At 70.3% G+C, this 23457-nt stretch carries 19 protein-coding genes; 14 read left to right on the top strand and 5 right to left on the bottom strand.

All coding sequences use genetic code 11. From position 1 onward, the window contains the following. The first annotated feature begins 14 nt into the window (after positions 1-14). The 8 genes from era (at position 15) to SSPS47_RS09570 (ending at position 10160) form a co-directional block, all read left to right on the top strand. The gene (gene era, locus SSPS47_RS09610; protein WP_187279989.1) at positions 15-977 is read left to right on the top strand and encodes a GTPase Era; all 963 of its coding nucleotides are present in this window, start codon (positions 15-17) and stop codon (positions 975-977) included. Between the two features lie 279 nt (positions 978-1256). Continuing rightward, on the top strand, positions 1257-3059 hold the full coding sequence (leuA, locus tag SSPS47_RS09600) for a 2-isopropylmalate synthase (protein WP_239064826.1): 1803 nt from the start codon (positions 1257-1259) through the stop codon (positions 3057-3059). Between the two features lie 154 nt (positions 3060-3213). Beyond that, complete coding sequence (locus SSPS47_RS09595) at positions 3214-3909, top strand: TerB family tellurite resistance protein (RefSeq protein ID WP_164250249.1); 696 nt, start codon at positions 3214-3216, stop codon at positions 3907-3909. Between the two features lie 223 nt (positions 3910-4132). After that, positions 4133-6325: an MMPL family transporter gene (locus tag SSPS47_RS09590; RefSeq protein WP_203557814.1), complete on the top strand. Its 2193-nt coding sequence runs from the start codon at positions 4133-4135 to the stop codon at positions 6323-6325. A 112-nt stretch (positions 6326-6437) separates the two neighbouring features. Continuing rightward, entirely contained in the window at positions 6438-7787 is a 1350-nt protein-coding gene (locus SSPS47_RS09585; RefSeq protein WP_164250248.1) for a histidine kinase, read from the top strand. Next, a complete protein-coding gene (locus tag SSPS47_RS09580) occupies positions 7784-8476 on the top strand; it encodes a response regulator transcription factor (protein ID WP_147872973.1) in 693 nt (230 codons plus the stop codon). Before SSPS47_RS09585 ends, SSPS47_RS09580 begins: the two co-directional genes overlap by 4 nt. Positions 8477-8542: 66 nt before the next feature. Then, positions 8543-9292 carry a DNA repair protein RecO gene (recO, locus tag SSPS47_RS09575; protein ID WP_147872972.1) on the top strand — a complete coding sequence of 250 codons (750 nt, stop codon included), beginning with the start codon at positions 8543-8545 and terminating at the stop codon, positions 9290-9292. Between the two features lie 13 nt (positions 9293-9305). Then, entirely contained in the window at positions 9306-10160 is an 855-nt protein-coding gene (locus tag SSPS47_RS09570; protein WP_164250246.1) for an isoprenyl transferase, read from the top strand. A 68-nt stretch (positions 10161-10228) separates the two neighbouring features. Here the strand turns inward: SSPS47_RS09570 and SSPS47_RS09565 are convergent, their stop codons facing one another. From SSPS47_RS09565 to SSPS47_RS09550, 4 genes are all read right to left on the bottom strand, one after another. Next, positions 10229-10714, bottom strand: a complete 486-nt coding sequence (locus tag SSPS47_RS09565) for a Fur family transcriptional regulator (RefSeq protein WP_147872970.1) — start codon at positions 10712-10714, stop codon at positions 10229-10231. Between the two features lie 60 nt (positions 10715-10774). Next, positions 10775-11686 (bottom strand): metal ABC transporter permease, encoded by a 912-nt coding sequence (locus SSPS47_RS09560; protein ID WP_164250244.1) that lies wholly within the window; start codon positions 11684-11686, stop codon positions 10775-10777. A gap of 2 nt (positions 11687-11688) precedes the next feature. Beyond that, a complete protein-coding gene (locus SSPS47_RS09555; RefSeq protein ID WP_239065235.1) occupies positions 11689-12459 on the bottom strand; it encodes a metal ABC transporter ATP-binding protein in 771 nt (256 codons plus the stop codon). 107 nt (positions 12460-12566) lie between these two features. Next, positions 12567-13595: a metal ABC transporter substrate-binding protein gene (locus SSPS47_RS09550; RefSeq protein WP_164250240.1), complete on the bottom strand. Its 1029-nt coding sequence runs from the start codon at positions 13593-13595 to the stop codon at positions 12567-12569. A gap of 141 nt (positions 13596-13736) precedes the next feature. Here SSPS47_RS09550 and SSPS47_RS09545 point away from each other — a divergent pair, with 141 nt between their 5' ends. The 3 genes from SSPS47_RS09545 (at position 13737) to SSPS47_RS09535 (ending at position 15902) form a co-directional block, all read left to right on the top strand. Next, on the top strand, positions 13737-15119 hold the full coding sequence (locus tag SSPS47_RS09545; protein ID WP_147872966.1) for a glycine--tRNA ligase: 1383 nt from the start codon (positions 13737-13739) through the stop codon (positions 15117-15119). A gap of 107 nt (positions 15120-15226) precedes the next feature. Continuing rightward, positions 15227-15442 carry a hypothetical protein gene (locus SSPS47_RS09540; RefSeq protein ID WP_164250238.1) on the top strand — a complete coding sequence of 72 codons (216 nt, stop codon included), beginning with the start codon at positions 15227-15229 and terminating at the stop codon, positions 15440-15442. 205 nt (positions 15443-15647) lie between these two features. After that, complete coding sequence (locus tag SSPS47_RS09535; protein ID WP_164250236.1) at positions 15648-15902, top strand: DUF6243 family protein; 255 nt, start codon at positions 15648-15650, stop codon at positions 15900-15902. Positions 15903-16147: 245 nt separating this feature from the next. Here the strand turns inward: SSPS47_RS09535 and SSPS47_RS09530 are convergent, their stop codons facing one another. Further along, positions 16148-17578 carry an MFS transporter gene (locus SSPS47_RS09530; protein ID WP_164254473.1) on the bottom strand — a complete coding sequence of 477 codons (1431 nt, stop codon included), beginning with the start codon at positions 17576-17578 and terminating at the stop codon, positions 16148-16150. A gap of 117 nt (positions 17579-17695) precedes the next feature. Between SSPS47_RS09530 and dusB the strand changes: the two genes are divergently transcribed. The 3 genes from dusB to SSPS47_RS09515 all read left to right on the top strand — a co-directional run bounded on the left by dusB (position 17696) and on the right by SSPS47_RS09515 (position 23455). Then, positions 17696-18874, top strand: a complete 1179-nt coding sequence (dusB, locus tag SSPS47_RS09525) for a tRNA dihydrouridine synthase DusB (protein ID WP_203557813.1) — start codon at positions 17696-17698, stop codon at positions 18872-18874. Between the two features lie 364 nt (positions 18875-19238). Then, entirely contained in the window at positions 19239-21998 is a 2760-nt protein-coding gene (gene ppdK / locus SSPS47_RS09520) for a pyruvate, phosphate dikinase (RefSeq protein WP_164250233.1), read from the top strand. Positions 21999-22405: 407 nt separating this feature from the next. Beyond that, on the top strand, positions 22406-23455 hold the full coding sequence (locus tag SSPS47_RS09515; RefSeq protein WP_203557812.1) for a helix-turn-helix domain-containing protein: 1050 nt from the start codon (positions 22406-22408) through the stop codon (positions 23453-23455). Positions 23456-23457 lie beyond the last annotated feature (2 nt).

Below are 23457 nucleotides of genomic sequence, written 5' to 3'. Positions count from 1 at the left end.
GGCGATCGGGGAGAATGGGCGCCATGAGCGCTCGTACCCCTACGTCTCCCGAGACTTCCGAAGCCCCCCACCGGGCCGGTTTCGCCTGTTTCGTCGGTCGCCCCAACGCGGGCAAGTCCACCCTCACGAACGCTCTGGTCGGCCAGAAGGTGGCCATCACGTCGAGCCGGCCGCAGACCACGCGTCACACGGTGCGCGGCATCGTGCACCGGCCCGAGGCGCAGCTGATCCTGGTCGACACCCCCGGCCTCCACAAGCCGCGCACGCTGCTCGGTGAGCGGCTGAACGATGTCGTACGGACCACCTGGGCCGAGGTCGACGTGATCGGTTTCTGTCTGCCCGCGGACCAGAAGCTCGGCCCCGGTGACCGGTTCATCGCCAAGGAGCTGGCCGGGATCAGGAAGACGCCGAAGGTCGCGCTCGTCACGAAGACCGACCTCGTCGACTCCCGTGTGCTGGCCGAGCAGCTGATCGCGGTCGACCAGCTCGGCAAGGAGCTGGGTTTCGAGTGGGCGGAGATCGTCCCGGTCTCGGCCGTCAGCGGCGACCAGGTGGACCTCGTCGCCGATCTGCTGGTCCCGCTGCTGCCGCAGAGCCCGCCGCTCTACCCGGAGGGCGACCTCACCGACGAGCCCGAGATGGTCATGGTGGCCGAGCTGATCCGCGAGGCCGCGCTCGAAGGCGTACGGGACGAGCTGCCGCACTCGATCGCGGTCGTGGTCGAGGAGATGCTGCCGCGCGAGGACCGGCCGGCGGACAAGCCGCTGCTGGACATCCACGCGAACGTCTACATCGAGCGGCCGAGCCAGAAGGGGATCATCATCGGGCCCAAGGGCAAGCGGCTCAAGGAGGTCGGGACGAAGTCCCGCAAGCACATCGAGGCGCTGCTGGGGACACCGGTCTTCCTGGACCTGCACGTCAAGGTCGCGAAGGACTGGCAGCGTGATCCCAAGCAGCTGCGCAAGCTCGGCTTCTGAGCGGGGCCGGCGGCGCCCGGGGGTCGGTGCACGGGCGGGCGGACCGGTGCTTTTCCGGGCATTTGACCGCAACCCCCGGTGATCCCGCATACTGATACGGCCCCGCGCGGACCGCGCGGCTCCGCTAGGCTGCGGCACATCATGCGTTTCGGGCTGCTTCTCCTTAGCTGCCGCGGCGAGGGTCTGTAGTCGTAGGCCGACCCCCTCCCCGCGGAGTCTGGTGATGCGGTTTTCCCGCCCCGTCGGCCGTCCCAGCGGACACACGAGGAGCCCAACGCAATGTCTGAGCGCATGTCCGACCCCGCGGCGGCCGGATCGGCCGTCGGCCGTCCCACCCCCGTCACCAACGCCACGCACACCCAGAAGCCGTCCGGGATGCCGATCCACAAGTACGGCCGTTACGAGGCCGTGGACATCCCCGACCGCACGTGGCCGGACAATCGCATCACCCAGGCGCCCCGCTGGCTCTCCACCGATCTGCGCGACGGCAACCAGGCCCTGATCGACCCCATGTCGCCCGCCCGCAAGCGCGAGATGTTCGACCTGCTGGTGCGGATGGGCTACAAGGAGATCGAGGTCGGCTTCCCCTCGTCCGGCGAGACCGACTTCGCGTTCGTGCGGTCGATCATCGAAGAGGGCGCCGTTCCCGAGGACGTGACCATCTCCGTCCTGACGCAGGCCAGGGAAGAGCTGATCGAGCGCACCGTCCAGTCGCTCGTCGGCGCCCACCGCGCCACCGTCCACCTGTACAACGCCACCGCCCCCACCTTCCGCCGCGTCGTCTTCCGCGGCACCCGTGAGCAGGTCAGGCAGATCGCCGTGGACGGTACGCGGCTGGTCTTTGAGTACGCCGAGAAGATCCTGGGCCCGGAGACGGTCTTCGGCTACCAGTACAGCCCGGAGATCTTCACCGACACCGAGCTGGACTTCGCGCTGGAGGTCTGCGAGGGCGTCATGGACGTCTGGCAGCCGGAGGAGGGCCGCGAGATCATCCTCAACCTGCCGGCCACCGTCGAGCGCTCCACCCCCTCCACGCACGCCGACCGCTTCGAGTGGATGTCGCGGAACCTCTCCCGCCGCGAGCACGTCTGCCTCTCCGTGCACCCGCACAACGACCGCGGCACCGCCGTCGCCGCCGCCGAGCTGGCGATCATGGCCGGGGCCGACCGTATCGAGGGCTGTCTGTTCGGCCAGGGCGAGCGCACCGGCAACGTCGACCTGGTGACCCTGGGCATGAACCTGTTCTCCCAGGGCGTCGACCCGCAGATCGACTTCTCGCAGATCGACGAGATCCGTCGCACCAGCGAGTACTGCAACCAGATGGAGATCCACCCGCGCCACCCCTACGCGGGCGACCTCGTCTACACCGCCTTCTCCGGCTCCCACCAGGACGCCATCAAGAAGGGTTTCGACGCCATGGAGGCCGACGCGGCCGCCCAGGGCCCGGGTGTGACGGTCGACGATCTCCAGTGGGCCGTGCCGTACCTGCCGATCGACCCCAAGGACGTGGGCCGTTCGTACGAGGCGGTCATCCGGGTCAACTCGCAGTCCGGCAAGGGCGGCATCGCCTACGTACTGAAGAACGACCACAAGCTGGACCTGCCGCGCCGGATGCAGATCGAGTTCTCCCGGATCATCCAGGCGAAGACGGACTCCGAGGGCGGCGAGGTCACGCCCAAGGCGATCTGGTCGGCCTTCGAGGACGAGTACCTGCCCAACCCGGGCGACGCCCACGCCCGTTGGGGCCGGATCCAGCTGCGTTCGGGCCAGAGCACGACCGACAAGGACGGCACGGACACCCTCACCGTCGAAGCGGTCGTGGACGGCGTGGAGACCGTACTCACCGGCTCCGGCAACGGGCCGATTTCGGCCTTCTTCGCCGCGCTGGCCGCCGTGGGGGTCGACGCCCGCCTCCTGGACTACTCCGAGCACACCATGAGCGAGGGCGCGAGCGCGCAGGCCGCCTCGTACATCGAGTGCGCGATCGACGGAAAGGTGCTGTGGGGTATCGGCATTGACGCCAACACCACGCGCGCCTCGCTGAAGGCCGTTGTCTCCGCGGTGAACCGCGCAACGCGCTGACCTGAGCGTTTACCGGCCCCGTCCACCTGTCCCGGTGGGCGGGGTTCGGCCATGTCGTGGCGAACTGACGCCCAGGTAATGACGCCGCATCGTTGCTGTGGTTAACATCACGTCAATGCGGCAAAGTTGCCGAAGCGTTACGGAGGTGCGCGACGTGCTGCCAGGCCAGGGATCGAACGGCAGGAAACTGCGCATCTGCGGCATCAACACCGCGTGGAACACCATCGGGGACGGGGAGTTCTTCTGCCCCGACTGCGGCGGTGACCGCAACTACCGCCGCCGCACCGGACGTCGCCGTTTCGCCGTGCTCGGAGTGCCGCTGGTGCCGCGCGGCTCGGCCGGCCCCGTCGTCGAATGCGCCGCCTGCCACGGCCACTTCGGTACCGACATCCTCGACCACCCCACCACCGTCCGCTTCTCCGCGATGCTCCGCGACGCCGTGCACACGGTGGCGCTCGCCGTCCTCGCCGCGGGCGGCACGTCCGCCCGTACGGTCCGGGAGACCGCCGTCGGCACGGTCAGGGCGGCCGGGATCGAGGACTGCACGGAGGAGCAGCTCACGGAGCTGGTGGAGGCGCTGGCCGCCGACACGGGGCGGTTCCTGATCGACCCGGGACCCTGCGGGGCCGCGCTCGCCATCGAGCTGCACGAGGCGCTGGAGCCGCTGGCACCGCATCTCGCGACGGCCGGCCGGGAGTCGATCCTGCTCCAGGGCGCGCGGATCGCGCTGGCCGACGGGCCGTACAGCGCGGCGGAGCGCGACGTGCTCTCCACCGTCGGCGGCGCGTTGCAACTGTGCGCCGACGACACGGCGCGGCTGCTCGAATCGGCCCGTACGCCGTCCTCCTGAGCCGCCTCCCGCCTCCTCCGGAGCAGCCGGCGTCCGGGGCTCGCTCCCGGCGCCCGGGATCACCCACGGGCGTACCCCGTCCGCGTACTCCTGCGGGAGTAACCACGCGTCCCGGTCACCCGGGGCAGTAACACCCATCTCGCCCTCACGCGCGACGATTCCGGCGCTCCCCGCCGCGAGGCTGTAGTCAACTCTGACCGGCTGTGCAGAAGGGGGGCCCGCGATGGGGCCCGATATCAAACGCCGACGTCTGCTGCCCTGGGCGGTGGTCGGACTGTGGGTGGTCGTGATCGCCGTGGCCGCCATGTTCGCCGGGAAGCTCGGCGACGTACAGCGCGACGAAGCCGTCGACTACCTCCCGGCGAGCGCCGACTCCACCCATGTGGAGAAGGTCCGGCAGGCGCTGCCGGGCGGCGAGACGACCGATCTGATCGTCGTCTACCACCGGGACGGCGGACTCACCGCCGCCGACCGGACGACCGCCGAGGAGCAACTGGCTCGGGTCGCGGCCGAGCAGAAGCTCACCGCACCGCCCAAGGGCATCCCGTCCGAGGACGGCACGCTCCTGATGTACCCGATCGCGAGTGCCGTGCCCGACGAGCCGGGCATCGACAAGGAAGCCGTGCAGATCGCCTTCGTCGAGGACGTACGGGCCCTCACCACGGAGGGCGGCGGGAGCGGCGCGGGCGGCGGCAGTGGACTCGACATCGAGGTCGCCGGATCCGGCGCCGTCCAGTCCGACATGGAGGCCGTCTTCGAGTCCATCGACGGCACCCTGATGATGGCGACCGTGCTGGTCGTCGCCGTCCTGCTGATCATCACCTACCGCAGCCCGTTCCTGTGGATCGTGCCGCTGTTCGTCGTCGGCGCCGCCGCCGTCAGCTCCATGGCCGTCGTCTACGGACTGGTGCAGGCCTTCGACACCGTCGTGAGCAGCCAGAGCTCGGCGATCATGACCGTGCTCGTGTTCGGCGCGGGCACCGACTACGCGCTGCTGCTCGTCGCCCGCTACCGCGAGGAGCTGCGCCGCGAACCCCAGCCGTACGACGCCATGCGCATCGCGCTGCGCAGCTGCGGTCCCGCCGTCCTCGCCTCCTCCGGCACCGTCGCCGCCGGTCTGCTGTGCCTCATGGCCGCCGACCTCAACAGCAGCAGCGGCATGGGCCCGATCGCCGCCATCGGCGTCGTCTGCGCGCTCATCGCGATGCTCACGCTGCTCCCCGCCCTCCTGGTGCTGCTCGGCCGCCGCGTCTTCTGGCCGCTGATCCCCGTCCACGGCAGCGAGGGCAAGCAGCGCCGGTCCTTCTTCGCCGCCATGGGCACCTCGGCCGCCCGCAAGCCGGTCGCCGTGCTCGCCACCGGTCTCGTGGTGCTCGGTGTCCTCGCACTCGGCATACTGAACCTGCCCGGCGCGCTCAAGCAGGAGGACGGCTTCATCGACAAGCCCGAGTCGGTCGTCGGCATGGCGCGTCTGGCGGACGCCTTCCCGGAGCAGAGCGCGCAGCCCATCAGCATCATGGCGCCCGACGGCAGGGCCGACGTGGCGCTCGACACCGCCCGCTCCGTCTCCGGAGTCGCCGAGGCCGAACAGGGCCGCAGCGGCGGCGGCTGGACCGAGATCACCGTCTACGCCAAGGACGCGCCGGAGTCGGCGGGGGAGACCGCCACCATCGAACGGCTGCGGTCCGCCCTCGACGACGAGACGTACGTCGGCGGACCCAGTGCCCAGCAGATCGACCTCGCCGACACCAACGCCAGGGACCGGCTCTACGTCATCCCATTGGTCGTCGTCGCCGTCCTGCTGATCCTGATCGCCCTGCTGCGCAGCCTCGTCGCACCCCTGATGCTGGTGTTCGCCGTCGTGGTCGTCTGGGGCGCGTCGATGGGCATCGGCGGTCTGGTCTTCGGGCCACTGCTCGGCTTCACCGGGATGGATCCGGGGCTCGCGCTGCTCTCGTTCGTCTTCCTCGTCGCGCTCGGCGTCGACTACGGCATCTTCCTGATGCACCGGATGCGGGAGGAGGCACTGAAGGGCGCGGAGCCCGAGGCAGCCGCGCTGACGGCGCTGCGCACCACGGGCGGTGTGATCGCCTCGGCCGGCGTCGTGCTCGCCGCGACGTTCGGTGTCCTGGCCGGCCTGCCGCTGGTGATGCTCGTGGAGATGGGCCTCCTGGTGGCCGTGGGCGTCCTGCTGGACACCTTCCTCGTCCGTACGTACCTGGTGACGAGCGCGAGCGTGCTGCTCGGCCGCACGCTCTGGTGGCCCGGAGCGCTGTCCAAGCCGCCGGCCGCGCCACGGTCCGGCGGCGGACAGGGCGGACAGGGCGGACAGGGTGGACAGGGTGGACGGAGCGGACCGGGCGGCCAGGACGGACCCGGCGACCGCGAGCGGGAACCGGTCGGCACCGGGGCCTGAACGGCGGCAGACGTCCGGTGCGTCGCGGCTCGGCGTGGACCGGGCCGCGACGCACCGGACGACTTCGTGCGGGGCCATACCGTGCCGGAGCGCGACAAGAGAGGATGGACCCGTGTCAGAGACTGCGAGTAGAGGACCACGCACCGAACGTGTCTTCGCGGTGCTCAACCGCGATCCGCTCCAAGCACCGCACCAGTTGCGCACGGACCTGGTGGTCACCGGAGTCGTCGGTGTCCTGGGCCTCCTGCTCGCCATGGCCGTGCCCGGCGACGGCAATTCCCTCGACGCCCCCGGCTGGGCGATGTTCGCCGCCGTCACCACGTCCCTGGTCTGGCGGCGGCGCCACCCGGTGCCCGTCCTGCTGGTGATGGTCGTCCTCGTCGGTACCTACCACGCACTGGACTACTCGCACGCGGCCACCACCCCGGCCACGATGGTCGCCCTCTACACCGTCGCCGTCACCGGTCCGCCGATGCGCGCCGCGCTGCTCGGTGTCGGCACCGTGGCCACCACGCTCACGGTGATGTTCCTCCTCAACACCGACCGCGGACTGGAGATGCTCCGCACCTCGGGCTGGATCATCGCGGTCCTCGTCATCGGCATGGACGTACGCGTCTACCGCAAGTACATCGCGGCGATGGTGGAACGCGCGGAGCGCGCCGAACGGACCCGCGAGGAGGAGGCGGCCCGGCGCGTCGCCGAGGAGCGGCTGCGCATCGCCCGGGACCTGCACGACCTGCTGGCCCACAGCATCACGCTCATCGGCGTCCAGACATCGGTGGCCTCGCACGTCCTGACCGTCTCCCCCGACCGGCTGGACCGGGCCGCGATCTCGCAGGCGCTCGACGGCATCTCGGACACCTGCCGAGGTGCGCGCTCCGAACTGCGCACCACCCTGGAGGTGCTGCGCGCCGCCGGAACGGCCGAGGGCGAGGAGGGGGCCTGGGGCGGCGCCCTGCCCGACCTGTCCGCGCTGCCCGGCCTCGTGGAGAGCGCGCGGACGGCGGGCGCGGAGACACTGCTCACGGTACGGACGGAGGGCGTACGCGTACCGCCGGTCGCCGAGGCCGCCGCGTACCGGATCGTGCAGGAGTCGCTCACCAACGCCGTACGGCACGCCGGCCCCGCCCCACGGGTGCGGGTGCTCGTGGAGACGCGGGGCGGGGCGCTGCACGTCACCGTGACCGACAACGGGGGCGGGCCCGGCGGCAAGGGGGCGCCGGCCGACCCCGGCTACGGCATCGTCGGCATGCGGGAGCGGGCCCGCAGTGTCGGGGGCACGCTCGACGCCGGACCGTACGACGACGGCTTCCGGGTGGCCGCGGTCCTGCCCCTGCGGGAGCACGGCGACCAGGCGGCGGAGGACCCGGCGGGCGACCCGGCGAACGGGGAGCGCACGGGCGGCGGGCGGGCGGTCGCCGGTCCGGCCGGTCCGGGCGGCAGACGGGAGTCGGTCGTATGATCCGCGTCCTGCTCGCCGACGACCAGCGCCTCGTCAGGGCCGCCTTCGCGATGCTCGTCGAATCCGCCGCCGACATGGAGGTCGTGGGCCAGGCCGGCACCGGCCGGGAAGCCGTCGAACTGGCCCGCTCCGCACGCGCCGACCTCGTCGTCATGGACATCCGGATGCCCGAGATGGACGGTATCGAGGCGACCCGGCTGATCGCCGCCGACGAGGACCTCGCGGGCGTCAGAGTGCTGGTCCTCACCACGTACGACACCGACGACCATGTCGTGGAGGCGCTGCGCGCCGGTGCGTCCGGCTTCCTCGTGAAGGACACCAGACCGGCCGAACTCCTCACCGCCATCAGGACGGTGGCCGCCGGCGACTCCCTGCTCTCCCCGGGCCCGACGGCGCGACTGATCGCCCGCGTGCTGAGCGCGCGCAGCGTCCCGGAGACCTCCCCGGCCCGCGGCCCCGACTGTCTCTCGGTCCGCGAACGGCAGGTGCTCGCCCTCGTCGCACGCGGCCTCACCAACACGGAGATCGCGGAGTCCCTCGGCCTCAGCCCGCTGACCGCCAAGACGCATGTGAGCCGCATCATGGGCAAGCTGGACGCGCGGGACCGGGCACAACTCGTGATCATCGCTTACGAGTCGGGGCTGGTCACCCCCGGTGACATCCGGGTCACGGCGCCCGAAGGCGGCTGATCGCCGCCGTCACCATAACCGGGGCGGCAGCCATCGGCGCCCTCCCGGTGCGGGAGAATGGCACCCATGAGCCTGTTCCGCGACGACGGCATCGTGCTGCGCACCCAGAAGCTGGGTGAGGCGGACCGCATCATCACGTTCCTCACCCGCGGCCACGGCCGCGTCCGGGCCGTCGCACGCGGAGTCCGCCGTACGAAGTCGAAGTTCGGCGCCAGGCTCGAACCGTTCTCCCATGTCGACGTGCAGTTCTTCTCACGCGGCAGCGAACTCGTCGGGCGCGGACTGCCGCTCTGTACGCAGAGCGAGACCATCGCCCCGTACGGCGGCGCCATCGTCACCGACTACCCCCGCTACACGGCCGGTACGGCCATGCTGGAGACCGCCGAGCGGTTCACCGACCACGAGGGCGAACCCGCCGTCCAGCAGTATCTGCTCCTCGTCGGCGGGCTGCGCACGCTCTCGCGCGGTGAGCACGCCCCGCATCTGATCCTCGACGCCTTCCTGCTGCGCTCTCTCGCGGTCAACGGGTACGCGCCGAGCTTCGACGACTGCGCGAAGTGCGGGCTCGACGGGCCGAACCGCTTCTTCTCGGTCGCGGCGGGGGGCGTCATATGCGCCGACTGCCGGGTGCCGGGCAGCGTCGTACCGTCGTCGGAGGCGGTCGGTCTCCTCAGCGCGCTGCTGACCGGGGACTGGGGGACCGCGGACGCGTGCGAGGCTCGTCATGTCCGGGAGGGCAGCGGGCTGGTGTCCGCGTATCTGCACTGGCATCTGGAGCGCGGTCTGCGCTCACTCAGATATGTAGAGAAGAATTAGGAGACACGAGCGCATGGCACGACGCGGATTCCTGGGCCGGCCCCGCCGCGAGTACAAGGTCCCCGAGCCGCACCCCTCCGGTGCGGTGCCGCCGAAGATCCCCGGCGAGCTGGTGCCCAAGCACGTCGCGTGCGTCATGGACGGCAACGGCCGCTGGGCCAAGGAGCGCGGTCTGCCGCGCACCGAGGGCCACAAGGTCGGCGAGGGCGTCGTGCTGGACGTGCTCAAGGGCTGCCTGGAGATGGGCGTCAAGAACCTCTCCCTGTACGCCTTCTCCACCGAGAACTGGAAGCGGACCCCCGACGAGGTGCGCTTCCTGATGAACTTCAACCGTGACGTCATCCGGCGCCGCCGTGACGAGATGAACGAACTCGGCATCCGGATCCGCTGGGTCGGCCGGATGCCCAAGATGTGGAAGTCGGTCGTCCAGGAGCTCCAGGTCGCGCAGGAGCAGACCGTCGACAACGACGCCATGACGCTCTACTTCTGCGTCAACTACGGTGGCCGCGCGGAGATCGCCGACGCGGCGCGGGCGCTGGCCGCGGACGTGGCGTCGGGGAAGCTCGACCCGTCCAAGGTCAACGAGAAGACCTTCGCCAAGTACCTGTACTACCCGGACATGCCGGACGTGGATCTCTTCCTGCGGCCGAGCGGTGAGCAGCGGACGTCCAACTACCTGATCTGGCAGAGCAGTTACGCCGAGATGGTCTTCCAGGACGTGCTCTGGCCGGACTTCGACCGGCGGGATCTGTGGCGGGCCTGTCTGGAGTACGCGCACCGGGACCGCCGTTTCGGCGGGGCGCTGCCCAACCAGTCGGACAAGTCCGGCGAGTTGAGCGAGAAGAACCACGAGGGCGAGGGAGAGTAGGGCCTCTCCGCCGGAGCGGGGGCCGGTGGCGTACGGGGCGGGACTGCGGGGACACGGCCCCGCGCCGGTCACCGCTCCGTCAGGTCCCGACCGGCGGCCGAAGGGCCCGCGCCCGCTCCGGGGCCGTTGCCCGACGCGCACTCCGCGCAGGTGCCGAAGACCTCCACCGTGTGCGCCACGGCCACGAACCCGTGCTCCGCCGCGATCGTCTCGGCCCACTGCTCCACGGCCGGACCCTCGACCTCCACGGCCTTGCCGCACACCCGGCACACCAGATGGTGGTGGTGATCACCGGTCGAGCAGCGCCGGTAGACCGACTCCCCGTCGTTCGTGCGCAGCACGTCGACGTCGCCCGCGTCGGCGAGCGACTGGAGCGTGCGGTAGACCGTCGTCAGCCCGACCGAGTCGCCGCGGTGCTTCAGCATGTCGTGGAGCTCCTGCGCGCTGCGGAACTCGTCCACCTCGTCCAGCGCGGCGGCCACCGCGGCACGCTGCCGGGTCGATCGGCCGCGTACAGGGGCGGTGCTCGCCCCACCGCCAGGCGCAGTCGTCACGGGTGCCTCCAATGCTCTGCCCGGAATCGCTCGTCTGCCGGGCCATTCTGCCAGCTCGCGTCAGACCGTGGCCTCGCCCGACGGTCCGCGCATGGCGGGAACGGCGGGAGAGCCCGACGGGCCCTCGGCGCTTTCGTCCTCCGCGGACCTCAGCGCCCGTGCCCGCCGTCTCGCGAGCGGCGTCGCGAGCACGGTCAGGACGAGGAAGACGCCGATGGCCAGCAACACAATTGTCGCTCCGGGGGGGACGTCCTGGTAGTACGAGGTGACCGTGCCGGCCAGCGTGACCGCCGTACCGATCACCACCGCCAGCACGAAGGTGACCGCGAAGGACCGGGTGATCTGCTGCGCCGCCGCGACCGGCACCACCATCAGCGCGCTGACCAGCAGCAGGCCCACGACCCGCATCGCGACGGTGACGGTCACGGCGGCGGTGACGGCGACGAGCAGGTTCAGGGCACGCACCGGCAGCCCGGTGACCCGCGCGAACTCCTCGTCCTGGCTGACGGCGAACAGCTGCCGCCGCAGCCCCACGGTGACCAGCACCACCAGGGCCGCCAGGATCCAGATCGCGTCCAGATCGGCCTCGGAGACCGTGGAGAGCGAACCGAAGAGGTACGAGCCGAGGTTGGCGTTGGAGCCGGTCGGCGAGAGGTTGATCAGCAGCACACCGCCCGCCATGCCGCCGTAGAAGAGCATGGCCAGGGCGATGTCGCCGCGGGTGCGGCCGTACGCCCGGATCAGCTCCATCGCGATGGAGCCGACGATCGCCACGGCCGTCGCCATCCACACGGGGCTGGTGGAGAGCAGGAAGCCCAGCCCGACACCGGTCATGGCCACGTGGCCGATGCCGTCACCCATCAGCGCCTGGCGCCGCTGGACGAGATAGATGCCGACCGCGGGCGCGATGACGCCGACCAGCACGGCCGCGATCAGGGCCCGCTGCATGAGGGCGGTCTCAAGGATTTCCATGATCAGGTCAGCAGTCCTGTACGGAGCGGCTCGTCGGCCGTGTGCGGGTGGCAGCCCTGGTTGGTCAGGGGCTCGGGATCGTGGCCGGTCGGCGCGTGCCGCCCCGTGGCCTTCGGCGGCGGCCCGTCGTGCGTCACACAGCCGTCGCGCAGCACCACGGCGCGGTCGATCAGCGGCTCCAGCGGGCCCAGTTCGTGCAGGACGAGCAGCACGGTCGTGCCGGCCGCCACCTGGTCACGCAGCGTGGCCGCCAGGATCTCCTGGCTGGCCAGGTCGACGCCCGCCATCGGCTCGTCCATGATCAGGAGTTCGGGTTCGGCGGCGAGGGCGCGGGCGATGAGCACCCGCTGGTGCTGACCGCCGGAGAGTGCGTCCACCGCGTCCTTGGCGCGGTCCGTGAGGCCCACCAGTCCGATGGCGCGCCGAACGGCCGCCCGGTCGGCCCTGGAGGGCCACCTCAGCAGCCCGGAGCGGGAGAGCCGCCCCGAGGACACGACCTCGCGGACGGTGGCGGGCACGCCGCTCGCGGCCGTGGTGCGCTGCGGTACGTAGCCGACGCGCGCCCAGTCGCGGAAACGCCGCAGCGGGGTGCCGAAGAGGGTCACCTCACCGCCGGTGAGCGGGACTTGGCCGATCACGGAGCGTACGGCGGTGGACTTGCCCGAGCCGTTCGCGCCGAGCAGCGCGACGACCTCACCGCGCCGCAGGGTGAGGTCGACGCCGCGCAGCACCGGGCGGGAGCCGAGCGTGGCGGTGGCGCCGCGCAGCGACAGGACGGTGGTGGGGGGCGTGGGCGCGGCGGCGTCCCGCTCGGCCGCCTCTGTCCGCCCGGTGTGTGTCGTCGCCACGTTCGGTACCTCCGTTGCCGCTGTCGCCCGTTTCACTTCGTGCCGAGGGCCTTCTCCAGCGCGGCGAGGTTGGACTCCATGACCTCGACGTAGTCAGCGCCCTTGGACTTCTTCGTGATTCCCTCGATGGGGTCCAGGACGTCCGTCTTGAGTCCGCTGTCGGCGGCGACCGTCTTCGCCGTCCTGTCGCTGACCAGTGTCTCGAAGAAGACCGTGCCGACCTTGTCCTGGGCCGCGATGGACCGCAGCTCCTTGATCCGCGCCGGGCTGGGCTCGGACTCGGGGGAGAGGCCGGAGATGGACTCCTGCTTCAGACCGTAGCGCTCGGCGAGGTAGCCGAAGGCGGAATGCGTGGTGATGAAGGTCTTGGTGGAGGTGTCGGCGAGGCCCTTTTCGAACGCGGTATCGAGGGTGGTGAGCCGCTCGACCAGCGCGGTGGTGTTCTTCCGGTACGCGTCGGCGTTGTCCGGGTCCGCCTTCTCCAGCGAGGCGCCGACGCCCTTGGCGACCTCGGCGTACTTCACGGGGTCGAGCCAGATGTGCGGGTCGGTGCCGGCCTCGCCCTCGTCCGCGTGCTCCTCGTCCGCGTGCTCCTCCGCGTGTCCGTCCTCGGCGTGCTCCTCGCCGGCGTGCTCGTCCCCGTGGGAGTGGCCGACCTCCGAGCCGTGCTTCTCCAGCTCGGTGAGGGTCGCGGCGTCGACGGTGTTCTTCACCCCGGCGGCGCCGATGGCCTCGTCGACGGCGGGCTGGAGGCCCTTGAGGTAGAGGATGTAGTCGGCGTCGCCGAGCTGGGCGGCCTGCCGGGTCCCGAGTTCCAGATCGTGCGGTTCGACGCCCGGCCTGGTGAGGGTGGAGACGTCGACGTGCGTCCCGCCTATCTCCTCGGCCAGATACTGCATGGGGTAGAACGACGCGATCACCGCGAGCTTGCCGTCGCCCTTGCCGCCCGCACCGCCCCCGCCGTCGGCCGCGTCCGAGGGGGAACACGCGGACAGCGCGACCAGTGCGAGGGTCACGGATCCGGCGAGCGCGGCGGTGGGTATCAGGCGTCGTACGTTCATGACAGTCATTTTCAACAAAAGTGGAAACGATTGTCAACAAGGAGTGGTGAGGGCCACCGCGGGACACCGATTTGATACAGGGGGTGCGCCCGCCGCTAATCTGAAGCATTCGCCGTTCGTCGTCGTAATGAAGAGAGCACCGTGGCCGCCGACAAGATCGACAGCATCGTCAACCTGAGCAAGCGCCGTGGCTTCGTCTACCCGTGCAGCGAGATCTACGGCGGACAGCGTGCCGCCTGGGACTACGGGCCGCTCGGGGTCGAGCTGAAGGAGAACATCAAGCGCCAGTGGTGGCGTTACATGGTCACTTCGCGCGAGGACGTTGTCGGTCTCGACTCGTCGGTGATCCTGGCCCCCGAGGTCTGGGTGGCCTCGGGCCACGTCGCCACGTTCACCGACCCGCTCACCGAGTGCACCTCCTGCCACAAGCGTTACCGCGCCGACCACTTGGAGGAGGCGTACGAGGAGAAGCACGGCAAGCCGCCGGCCAACGGCCTGGCGGACATCAACTGCCCCAACTGCGGCAACAAGGGCACCTTCACCGAGCCCAAGTCGTTCTCCGGCCTCCTCTCCACCCACCTCGGCCCGACGCAGGACTCCGGCTCCGTCGCGTATCTGCGCCCCGAGACCGCCCAGGGCATCTTCACCAACTTCGCCCAGGTGCAGCAGACGTCGCGCAAGAAGCCGCCGTTCGGCATCGCGCAGATGGGCAAGTCCTTCCGTAACGAGATCACGCCCGGCAACTTCATCTTCCGCACGCGCGAGTTCGAGCAGATGGAGATGGAGTTCTTCGTCAAGCCCGGCGAGGACGAGACGTGGCAGGACTACTGGATGGAGCAGCGCTGGAACTGGTACCGGGACCTTGGCCTGCGCGAGGAGAACATGCGCTGGTTCGAGCACCCGAAGGAGAAGCTCTCCCACTACTCCAAGCGCACCGCCGACATCGAGTACCGCTTCAGCTTCGGCGGCTCGGAGTGGGGCGAGCTCGAAGGCGTCGCGAACCGCACGGACTTCGACCTCACCGCGCACTCCAAGGCGTCGGGCCACGACCTGTCGTACTTCGACCAGGAGGCCGGTGAGCGCTGGACGCCGTACGTCATCGAGCCCGCCGCCGGTGTCGGCCGCGCGATGCTGGCCTTCCTTCTCGACGCGTACAACGAGGACGAGGCGCCGAACGCGAAGGGAGTGCTGGAGAAGCGCACGGTGATGCGGCTCGACCCGCGCCTCGCGCCGGTCAAGGTCGCGGTGCTGCCGCTGTCGCGCAACCCGCAGCTCTCGCCGAAGGCGAAGGGGCTCTCGGCGGACCTGCGGAAGAACTGGAACATCGAGTTCGACGACGCGGGCGCGATCGGCCGCCGTTACCGCAGGCAGGACGAGATCGGTACGCCGTTCTGCGTCACCGTCGACTTCGACACCCTCGACGACGACGCGGTGACGGTGCGCGAGCGCGACACGATGAAGCAGGAGCGTGTCTCGCTGAGCCAGATCCAGGGCTACCTCGGCGAGCGGCTGCTCGGCTGCTGATCACGGTCGCGGATCACGTTCGTGGCTCGAAGCCCCCGGTTCCATGACGGAGCCGGGGGCTTCGTCGCACACTGCCGACTGGCCGCATCCGTCTACAGGAGGCACTCATGCCGCCCACGACCAGCAGCAAGGTAAGCCGATGGGACCAGCACGGCCGCGAGCATGTCGTCCATGTCCAGAAGGCGGGCACGCAGCGGGCGTTGACCTGCGACACCTGCGGCTGGAGCAAGAAGGCGCAGTTCCTGCCGTGGCTCAAGGCGGAGGAGCACCTCGCCGAGGCGCACCAGGCGACCGTCGACCCGACCGTGTCCGGCACCGGCTAGGCGAGGCCGGCGCCGGTATCGGCCCAGGCCCAGGTGCGGGTGCCGGTGCCGGTGCCGGGAAAATGAGGTGACGGGCGCCACCCGCCCGGTGGTAGCGTCTCGGGCATGTTCTTCCAGATCTACGAGTGAGAACGCGGCGGTCACGGTCCGCCTCTCACCAGACGAATCCGCAGATCACTTCGCCTTCACCAATTCGGGAGAACCCGTGGCAAAGAGCCGGAACAACCTTCTCGGCGTGGGCGGCCAGCGTAAGAAGCTGTCCCGTGCCGATCAGCAGGGCAACGGCCCCGGCCGGAACGCCGACCGCAAGGTCGCCGAGGACAAGAAGCAGGAACTGGTGCGCAAGATGCGCGAGCGCGCCACCGGTACCGACTCCGAGGAGCCCACCGCGGACGCGGCGGCCACCACCGACGCGAACGGCGCGGCCGATGTGACCGACGGGTCCGCCGCCCAGTCCTGACACACCGCTTCGGCGCGACGACGGCCCGGATCGCCTCGGTGATCCGGGCCGTCGTCGCGGGGTCCGTCAGCCGGGCCGGGAGTGCGGTGCGGTCCGTCCGCCCGATGACTCATGCGGCTCGTGCGACGCGGGCGATGTGCGGGGCGCGTGCGGCTCGCGGGGGGCAGGTCCCAGGCGTGTCCGATCGGCGAGAAGAGCAGGATCAGCGCGGCCGGCGGCACACCGGCGGAGTCCGGCCGGACGTGTCAGGCCGCCGAGTCCGGCACCGACGCCGGTTCCAGGCGCGCCGCGTTGCGGCGCGCCGTACCCCGCGCCCACTCCCCGCTCGTCAGCGCGCCGACCACCAGCACACAGCACCCGAGCCCGGCGATGATCCACCACGCGGGCCGGCTCGCGGCGGCGAAGCCCGCCTCGTCGATGCCGCCCCGGTGCGTGGCCGCCGACGCGCCCGCGGCCAGTACCGCTCCGATCACCGCGACGCCCAGCGTCTGACCGATCTGCCGGCTGGTCGACGCGACCGCGGCGGCCACCCCCGACTGCGCCAGCGGCATCCCGGACACCGCCGTGTTGGTGATCGGGGCGTTCACCAGGCCGAAGCCCGCGCCGAACAGTACGTATCCGGTGAACAGCAGCGCCGTGTGCGTCTCCGCCTCGAAGACCGCGAACAGCAGCCCGCTCGCCGCGATCGCCGTGCCCGCGAGCAGCAGCGGGAGCCGCGGCCCCCTCGTGCCGACGAGCCGCCCCGACAGCGGCGCGCAGACGAAGGCGAGCGCCGCCATGGGCAGCATGTACAGACCGGCGTCCAGGGCGGAGAGGCCCCGTACGTTCTGGAGATAGAGCGTGTTCATGAACAGGAAGCCGCCGAGGCCGCCGAACGCGCACACGGCGATGACCGTCGCCCCGCTGAACGGCGCGCTGCGGAAGAAACGCAGATCGATCAGCGGCTCGGGGCGCCTCGGCTCGTACAGCACCAGCCCGGTCAGCGCGCACACCGTGACCCCGACGAGGGTCAGGATCAGCGGCGACGTCCAGCCGGCCATCGGCGCCTCGATGATCGCGTACGTGAGCGCGCCGAGGGTGGCCATGACCAGCAGCTGGCCCACCGGGTCGGGGCGGCGCGGCTTCGCGGCGCGCGACTCGGGAACGAACCGCCAGGTCAGCAGGAACGCCGTGAGCCCCACCGGCAGATTGATCAGGAAGATCGCGCGCCAGCCGACCGTCTCCACCAGCAGCCCGCCGATCAGTGGCCCGGCCGCCATCGAGATACCGACGACCCCGCCCCAGACGCCGATCGCGCGGGCGCGCTCGCGCGGGTCGGTGAAGGTGTTGGTGATGATCGACATCGCGACCGGGTTGAGCATCGAGCCGCCGACGGCCTGCACCATCCGGAACGCGACGAGTGACTCCAGATTCGGCGCGAGCGAGCACAGCAGCGATCCGAGGGTGAAGATCACCAGCCCCGTCTTGAAGACGCGCCGCCGGCCGACGCGGTCGGCCGTGGAGCCCGCCAGCATCAGCAGCGAGGCGATGACCAGGGTGTACGCGTCGATGGTCCACTGCATGCCGGCGACCGTGGTGTGCAGTTCCTTCTGCATGGACGGCAGCGCGACGTTGAGCACCGTGTTGTCGAGACTGACGATCAGCAGACTCATGCAGCAGGTCCCCAGAATCACCATCCGCCGGTGTGGACCGAACTGCGGCGTGGACTCCTTCGACGGCTCCGGCGAGGAATCGTGCTGGGGAGCTGGCATGGGCCGATCGTATGTCCGGCACTCGGCGGCCCTTCTGCCGCCATGCGCGACAATGGCGGGATGACCGCTCCGCTCGCCCCCTTGCTCGCACCGCCCGGCACCCTCGACGTCGGCCCCTACACGGTGCGCCCGCCGGTGGTCCTCGCGCCCATGGCCGGGATCACCAACGCCCCGTTCCGGACGCTGTGCCGGGAGTTCTCGGGCGGCAAGGGGCTGTTCGTCAGCGAGATGATCACCACGCGGGCGCTGGTCGAGCGCAACGAGAAGACGATGCAGCTCATCCGCTTCGACGCGACCGAGACACCGCGCTCGATCCAGCTCTACGGGGTCGACCCGGTCACCGTCGGCAAGGCCGTCCGCATGATCGCGGACGAGGGCCTGGCCGACCACATCGACCTGAACTTCGGCTGTCCCGTCCCCAAGGTCACCCGCAAGGGCGGCGGCTCGGCCCTCCCGTACAAGCGGCCCCTGCTGCGCGCGATCCTGCACGAGGCCGTGTCGAACGCCGGGGACCTGCCGGTCACCATGAAGATGCGCAAGGGCATCGACGACGGTCACCTGACCTATCTGGACGCGGGCCGCATCGCGGTCGAGGAGGGTGTGACGGCGATCGCCCTGCACGGCAGGACGGCCGCCCAGCACTACGGCGGCACCGCCGACTGGGACGCCATCGCCCGCCTCAAGGAGCACGTCCCCGAGATCCCCGTCCTCGGCAACGGCGACATCTGGTCGGCCGACGACGCGCTGCGGATGGTCCGCGAGACCGGCTGCGACGGCGTGGTCGTGGGGCGCGGCTGCCTCGGCCGGCCGTGGATCTTCGGCGATCTGGTGGCTGCCTTCGAAGGCACGGGGGAGCTGTCCCGGCCCGCGCTGCGCGAGGTCGCCGGGGTCATGCGGCGCCACGCGGAGCTGCTGGGGGAGTGGATCGGCGACGAGGCGCGCGGCGTGATCGACTTCCGTAAGCACGTGGCCTGGTACCTGAAGGGCTTCTCGGTCGGTTCCGAGATGCGCAAGAAGCTCGCGATCACCTCGTCCCTCGCCGAACTGGACGCGCTGCTGGGCGAGTTGGACCTGGACCAGCCGTGGCCGGACGGCGCCGACGGGCCACGGGGCCGGACGTCCGGCAACAACCGGGTGGTCCTGCCGGACGGCTGGCTGAAGGATCCGTACGACTGCGCGGGCATCGGCGCCGACGCGGAGCTGGACACCTCCGGCGGCTGAACGGCGTGTGGCGTCGGGCGTGATTCTCGCCACGTCTGATAGGCGCTTCGCTCAGACGAGCGACTCGCGGGCGGTTGCACTTCCGGAAGGGGTGGCACTGGGTGCCACCCCTTCCGTGTTCGAGAGGTGAACTCAGAAGTCGCAATACCGGCTCAGATGAGCGGGTTGCGTCATGCAAAGGTCATGCCCGGTTCGAGCCATGAAGGGCATCGCGGAGGCTGACCCCCCGTCATACGCATTCGATCCAGTGGCGGACGGGTGGTTGCGGCCGTATGACGGACAGGTGGACATGTCCAGGCACCTTCGATCTGGGTATGTTCCTGGCCGTCAGGGCAGTCAGCGTCTCCCGGAGGAGCCGAGATCCGTGTCCGAAAGCAAAGACACCCATGTAGCGACAGACACCGCCCCGCAGGACCAGAAGTTCGTCTATGACTTCACCGAGGGCAACAAGGATCTCAAGGGCCTTCTCGGCGGCAAGGGCGCCAACCTCGCCGAGATGACCAACCTCGGTCTGCCCGTCCCTCCGGGCTTCACCATCACCAGCGAGGCGTGCAAGGTCTACCTCGCCACCGGTACGGAGCCGGCCGCCCTGCGTGAAGAGGTCGGGGCGCACCTCGACGCCCTCGAACGGAAGATGGGCAAGAAGCTCGGCCAGTCCGACGACCCGCTGCTCGTCTCCGTACGGTCCGGCGCCAAGTTCTCCATGCCCGGGATGATGGACACCGTCCTCAACATCGGGCTCTCGGACAAGTCCGTCGCCGGCCTCGCCAAGCAGTCGGGTGACGAGCGCTTCGCCTGGGACTCCTACCGCAGGCTCATCCAGATGTTCGGCAAGACCGTCCTCGGCGTCGACGGCGACCTCTTCGAGGAGGCACTGGAGGACGCCAAGCGGGCCAAGAAGGCCGCCACCGACGTCGACCTCGACGCCGCCGACCTGAAGAAGCTGGTCAAGCAGTTCAAGAAGATCGTCTCGCGCGACGCGGGCCGCGACTTCCCGCAGGACCCGCGCGAGCAGATGGACCTCGCCATCCGCTCCGTCTTCGAGTCCTGGAACACCGACCGCGCCAAGCTCTACCGTCGCCAGGAGCGCATCCCCGGCGACCTCGGCACCGCCGTCAACATCTGCTCCATGGTCTTCGGCAACCTCGGCCCCGACTCCGGCACCGGCGTCGCCTTCACCCGCGACCCCGCCAGCGGTCACCAGGGCGTGTACGGGGACTACCTCCAGAACGCGCAGGGCGAGGACGTCGTCGCCGGTATCCGCAACACCGTGCCGCTCGCCGACCTGGAGACCATCGACAAGAGGTCGTACGACCGGCTGATGCAGATCATGGAGACCCTGGAGACGCACTACCGGGACCTCTGCGACATCGAATTCACCATCGAGCGCGGCGAGTTGTGGATGCTCCAGACCCGCGTCGGCAAGCGCACCGCGGGCGCCGCCTTCCGTATCGCGACCCAGCTCGTCGACCAGGGCCTGATCGACGAGGCGGAGGCGCTCCAGCGCGTCAACGGCTCCCAGCTGGCCCAGCTGATGTTCCCGCGCTTCGAGGACGATCGAGCCCGCGGCGGGAAGGGGCCGGAGCTGCTCGGGCGCGGTATCGCCGCGTCGCCCGGCGCCGCCGTCGGCAAGGCCGTCTTCGACTCGTACACCGCCGTCAAGTGGTCGCGCTCCGGTGAGCGGGTCATCCTCATCCGCCGCGAGACCAACCCGGACGACCTGGACGGCATGATCGCCGCCGAGGGCATCCTCACCTCGCGCGGCGGCAAGACCTCGCACGCCGCCGTCGTCGCCCGCGGCATGGGCAAGACCTGTGTCTGCGGCGCCGAGGAGCTGGAGGTCGACACCAAGCGGCGCCGGATGACCGTCGGCAAGACGGTCGTCGAGGAGGGCGACATCGTCTCCGTCGACGGCTCGACCGGCAAGGTCTACCTCGGTGAGGTCCCGGTCGTCCCCTCGCCGGTGGTCGAGTACTTCGAGGGCCGCATGCACGCCGGCGCCGACGACGCCGACGAACTGGTCGAGGCCGTCCACCGGATGATGGCCTACGCCGACCGGCGCCGCCGGCTGCGGGTGCGCGCCAACGCCGACAACGCCGAGGACGCGCTGCGCGCGCGCCGCTTCGGCGCGCAGGGCATCGGACTGTGCCGCACCGAGCACATGTTCCTCGGCGAACGCCGGGCCATGGTCGAGAAGCTGATCCTCGCCGACACCGACGACGAGCGCGAACAGGCGCTGAAGGCACTGCTGCCGTACCAGAAGAAGGACTTCGTCGAGTTGTTCGAGGCGATGGACGGACTGCCCGTCACCGTACGGCTGCTGGACCCGCCGCTGCACGAATTCCTGCCCGACATCACGGAGTTGTCCGTACGGGTCGCGCTCGCCGAATCCCGCGAGGACCACAACGAGAACGATCTGCGACTGCTCCAGGCCGTGCACAAACTGCACGAGCAGAACCCGATGCTGGGACTGCGCGGCGTACGGCTCGGCCTGGTCATCCCCGGACTGTTCGCGATGCAGGTACGGGCGATCGCCGAGGCCGCGGCCGAGCGCAAGCACGCCAAGGGCGACCCGCGGGCCGAGATCATGATCCCGCTCGTCGGCACCGTCCAGGAGCTGGAGATCGTCCGTGACGAGGCCGAGCAGGTCATCGCGGAGGTCCGCAAGTCCACCGGGATCGACCTCAAGCTGTCGCTCGGCACGATGATCGAACTGCCGCGAGCCGCGCTGACGGCCGGTCAGCTCGCGGAAGCCGCCGAGTTCTTCTCCTTCGGGACGAACGACCTCACCCAGACCGTGTGGGGCTTCTCCCGCGACGACGTCGAGGCGAGCTTCTTCACCGCGTACCTGGAGAAGGGAATCTTCGGGGTGTCCCCGTTCGAGACGATCGACATGGACGGTGTCGGAGCGCTTGTGCGCAGCGCGTGCGAGGCCGGCCGCAGGACGCGGCCCGATCTGAAGCTGGGCATCTGCGGCGAGCACGGCGGTGACCCCGAGTCGGTGCACTTCTTCCACAAGGTGGGACTGGATTACGTCTCCTGCTCGCCGTTCCGGATTCCCGTGGCCCGCCTGGAGGCCGGACGGGCGGCGGCGCAGTCGGACGGTGGCGGCGACACGCGCTGAGACCGGGCGTATCCGTCCCCGGTGTCGTGCCCGACTCACGCCCGCACAGCTTCCGAATGTGAAATCGCTTACCGCCGCTCCTCCGGCAATGGACAAGAACGGCACGGAAACAAATCGGGGCGCGGCCGGTGGATCCCCACCCACCGGCCGCACCCCATTTACCGGCCGGGCACGGAGCCGCAACCCTCACCGACCGCCGCCGAGCGAGCAAAGCCCCCCACGGTCTTCACTTCGCCTTTCGGTGGCTCGGGTTTCGCGCCTGACCTGGTACAGCCTTTCGTTTCGCACCCATTGCGCGCGACGCGTTTCAACTGTGGCTGAAACTCCGTGGTGACGGCCTGTGATGGCATGCATACTCATCGCTGGGGGTGATTGCGGATGCAACAGGGAAAACAAGTGGGGGATATGTGCTGCGAATTCACTTCACGGGGAGAGACCTCGGCGCGGTCCGGACGGCCGCCGGTCCCGACCCGCTGTGGGAAACGATTCTCAGCTTTCACCGATTGCGGGACCGGCGGGGTGCGCCCGCTTTCGGGGAATGGCGCACGGAAACCCGGGCGAGGTTGAAGGGTGAAACACGTCTGCTCGGCGCGCTGGTGCCGAGGCGCGGTTATTTCCCGGATTTCCTGACGCCTCCGGAGGGGCGCTTCGGGATGGCGGAGGGGCTGGAGGCGCTGCGCGCGACGCCGGAGGAGCAGATCCGTAAGGAGCTGGCCCTGCTCGGCTCCGGGGCGCCCGCGCTCCCCGCCCGGATCGGCGCGCTGTCCGAGGACGACCCGGCCGGACTGGGGCGGCTCGCCGGCGCGCTGCGCGCCTACCACCGGGCCGCCGTGGAGCCGTACTGGCCGCACATCCGGGCACGCGCCGAGGCGGACCGTGTCGTGCGGGGCAGGGCGCTGCTCGACGGCGGAGCCGACGAACTGCTCGCCACGCTCCCGCCGATGATCCGCTGGCGCGCACCGGTCCTGGAGGCGGACTATCCGGTGGACCGTGAACTCTTCCTGGACGGACGGGGGTTGCTGCTCCAGCCGTCGTTCTTCTGCCGGGGGACACCGGTCGTCTACCGCGATCCGACGCTGCCGCCGGTACTGGTCTACCCCGTCACCCATGTGGACGCGCCGACCGCCGCCGGCCATCGCGGCCGGGGCGCGGGACCGTCCCTGGGACGGCTCGTCGGCCGTACGCGCTCGGAGGTCCTGAGCGCCATCGAGCACGGCACGACCACCAGTGAACTCGCCCGCAGGGCAGGGGTGTCGCTCGCCTCGGCCAGCCAGCACGCGTGCGTCCTGCGCGAGGCGGGACTGGTGGTGTCCCTGCGCCACGGCAACGCCGTGCTGCACACGCTGACCCCCCTGGGCGCCGCCCTGCTCAACGGCGGCGCCCAGGGTGTGCCGGGGCCCGAACGCGGCCGCCGGACGGGGACTACATCCGGAACGGTCCCGTCACCTCGTACGTGAAA

It is taken from the genome of Streptomyces sp. S4.7 (assembly GCF_010384365.1).
Lineage (GTDB): Bacteria > Actinomycetota > Actinomycetes > Streptomycetales > Streptomycetaceae > Streptomyces.
This window is presented reverse-complemented; position numbering and strand designations above follow the sequence as displayed.

Bases quoted from the DNA above. Each gene is read 5' to 3' on its own strand.
- era (WP_187279989.1), top strand. From the start codon at position 15: ATGGGCGCCATGAGCGCTCGTACCCCTACGTCTCCCGAGACTTCCGAA.
- leuA (WP_239064826.1), top strand. From the start codon at position 1,257: ATGTCTGAGCGCATGTCCGACCCCGCGGCGGCCGGATCGGCCGTCGGC.
- SSPS47_RS09590 (WP_203557814.1), top strand. From the start codon at position 4,133: ATGGGGCCCGATATCAAACGCCGACGTCTGCTGCCCTGGGCGGTGGTC.
- SSPS47_RS09580 (WP_147872973.1), top strand. From the start codon at position 7,784: ATGATCCGCGTCCTGCTCGCCGACGACCAGCGCCTCGTCAGGGCCGCC.
- recO (WP_147872972.1), top strand. From the start codon at position 8,543: ATGAGCCTGTTCCGCGACGACGGCATCGTGCTGCGCACCCAGAAGCTG.
- SSPS47_RS09570 (WP_164250246.1), top strand. From the start codon at position 9,306: ATGGCACGACGCGGATTCCTGGGCCGGCCCCGCCGCGAGTACAAGGTC.
- SSPS47_RS09560 (WP_164250244.1), bottom strand. From the start codon at position 11,686: ATGGAAATCCTTGAGACCGCCCTCATGCAGCGGGCCCTGATCGCGGCC.
- SSPS47_RS09550 (WP_164250240.1), bottom strand. From the start codon at position 13,595: ATGAACGTACGACGCCTGATACCCACCGCCGCGCTCGCCGGATCCGTG.
- SSPS47_RS09540 (WP_164250238.1), top strand. From the start codon at position 15,227: ATGCCGCCCACGACCAGCAGCAAGGTAAGCCGATGGGACCAGCACGGC.
- SSPS47_RS09530 (WP_164254473.1), bottom strand. From the start codon at position 17,578: ATGGTGATTCTGGGGACCTGCTGCATGAGTCTGCTGATCGTCAGTCTC.
- dusB (WP_203557813.1), top strand. From the start codon at position 17,696: ATGCGCGACAATGGCGGGATGACCGCTCCGCTCGCCCCCTTGCTCGCA.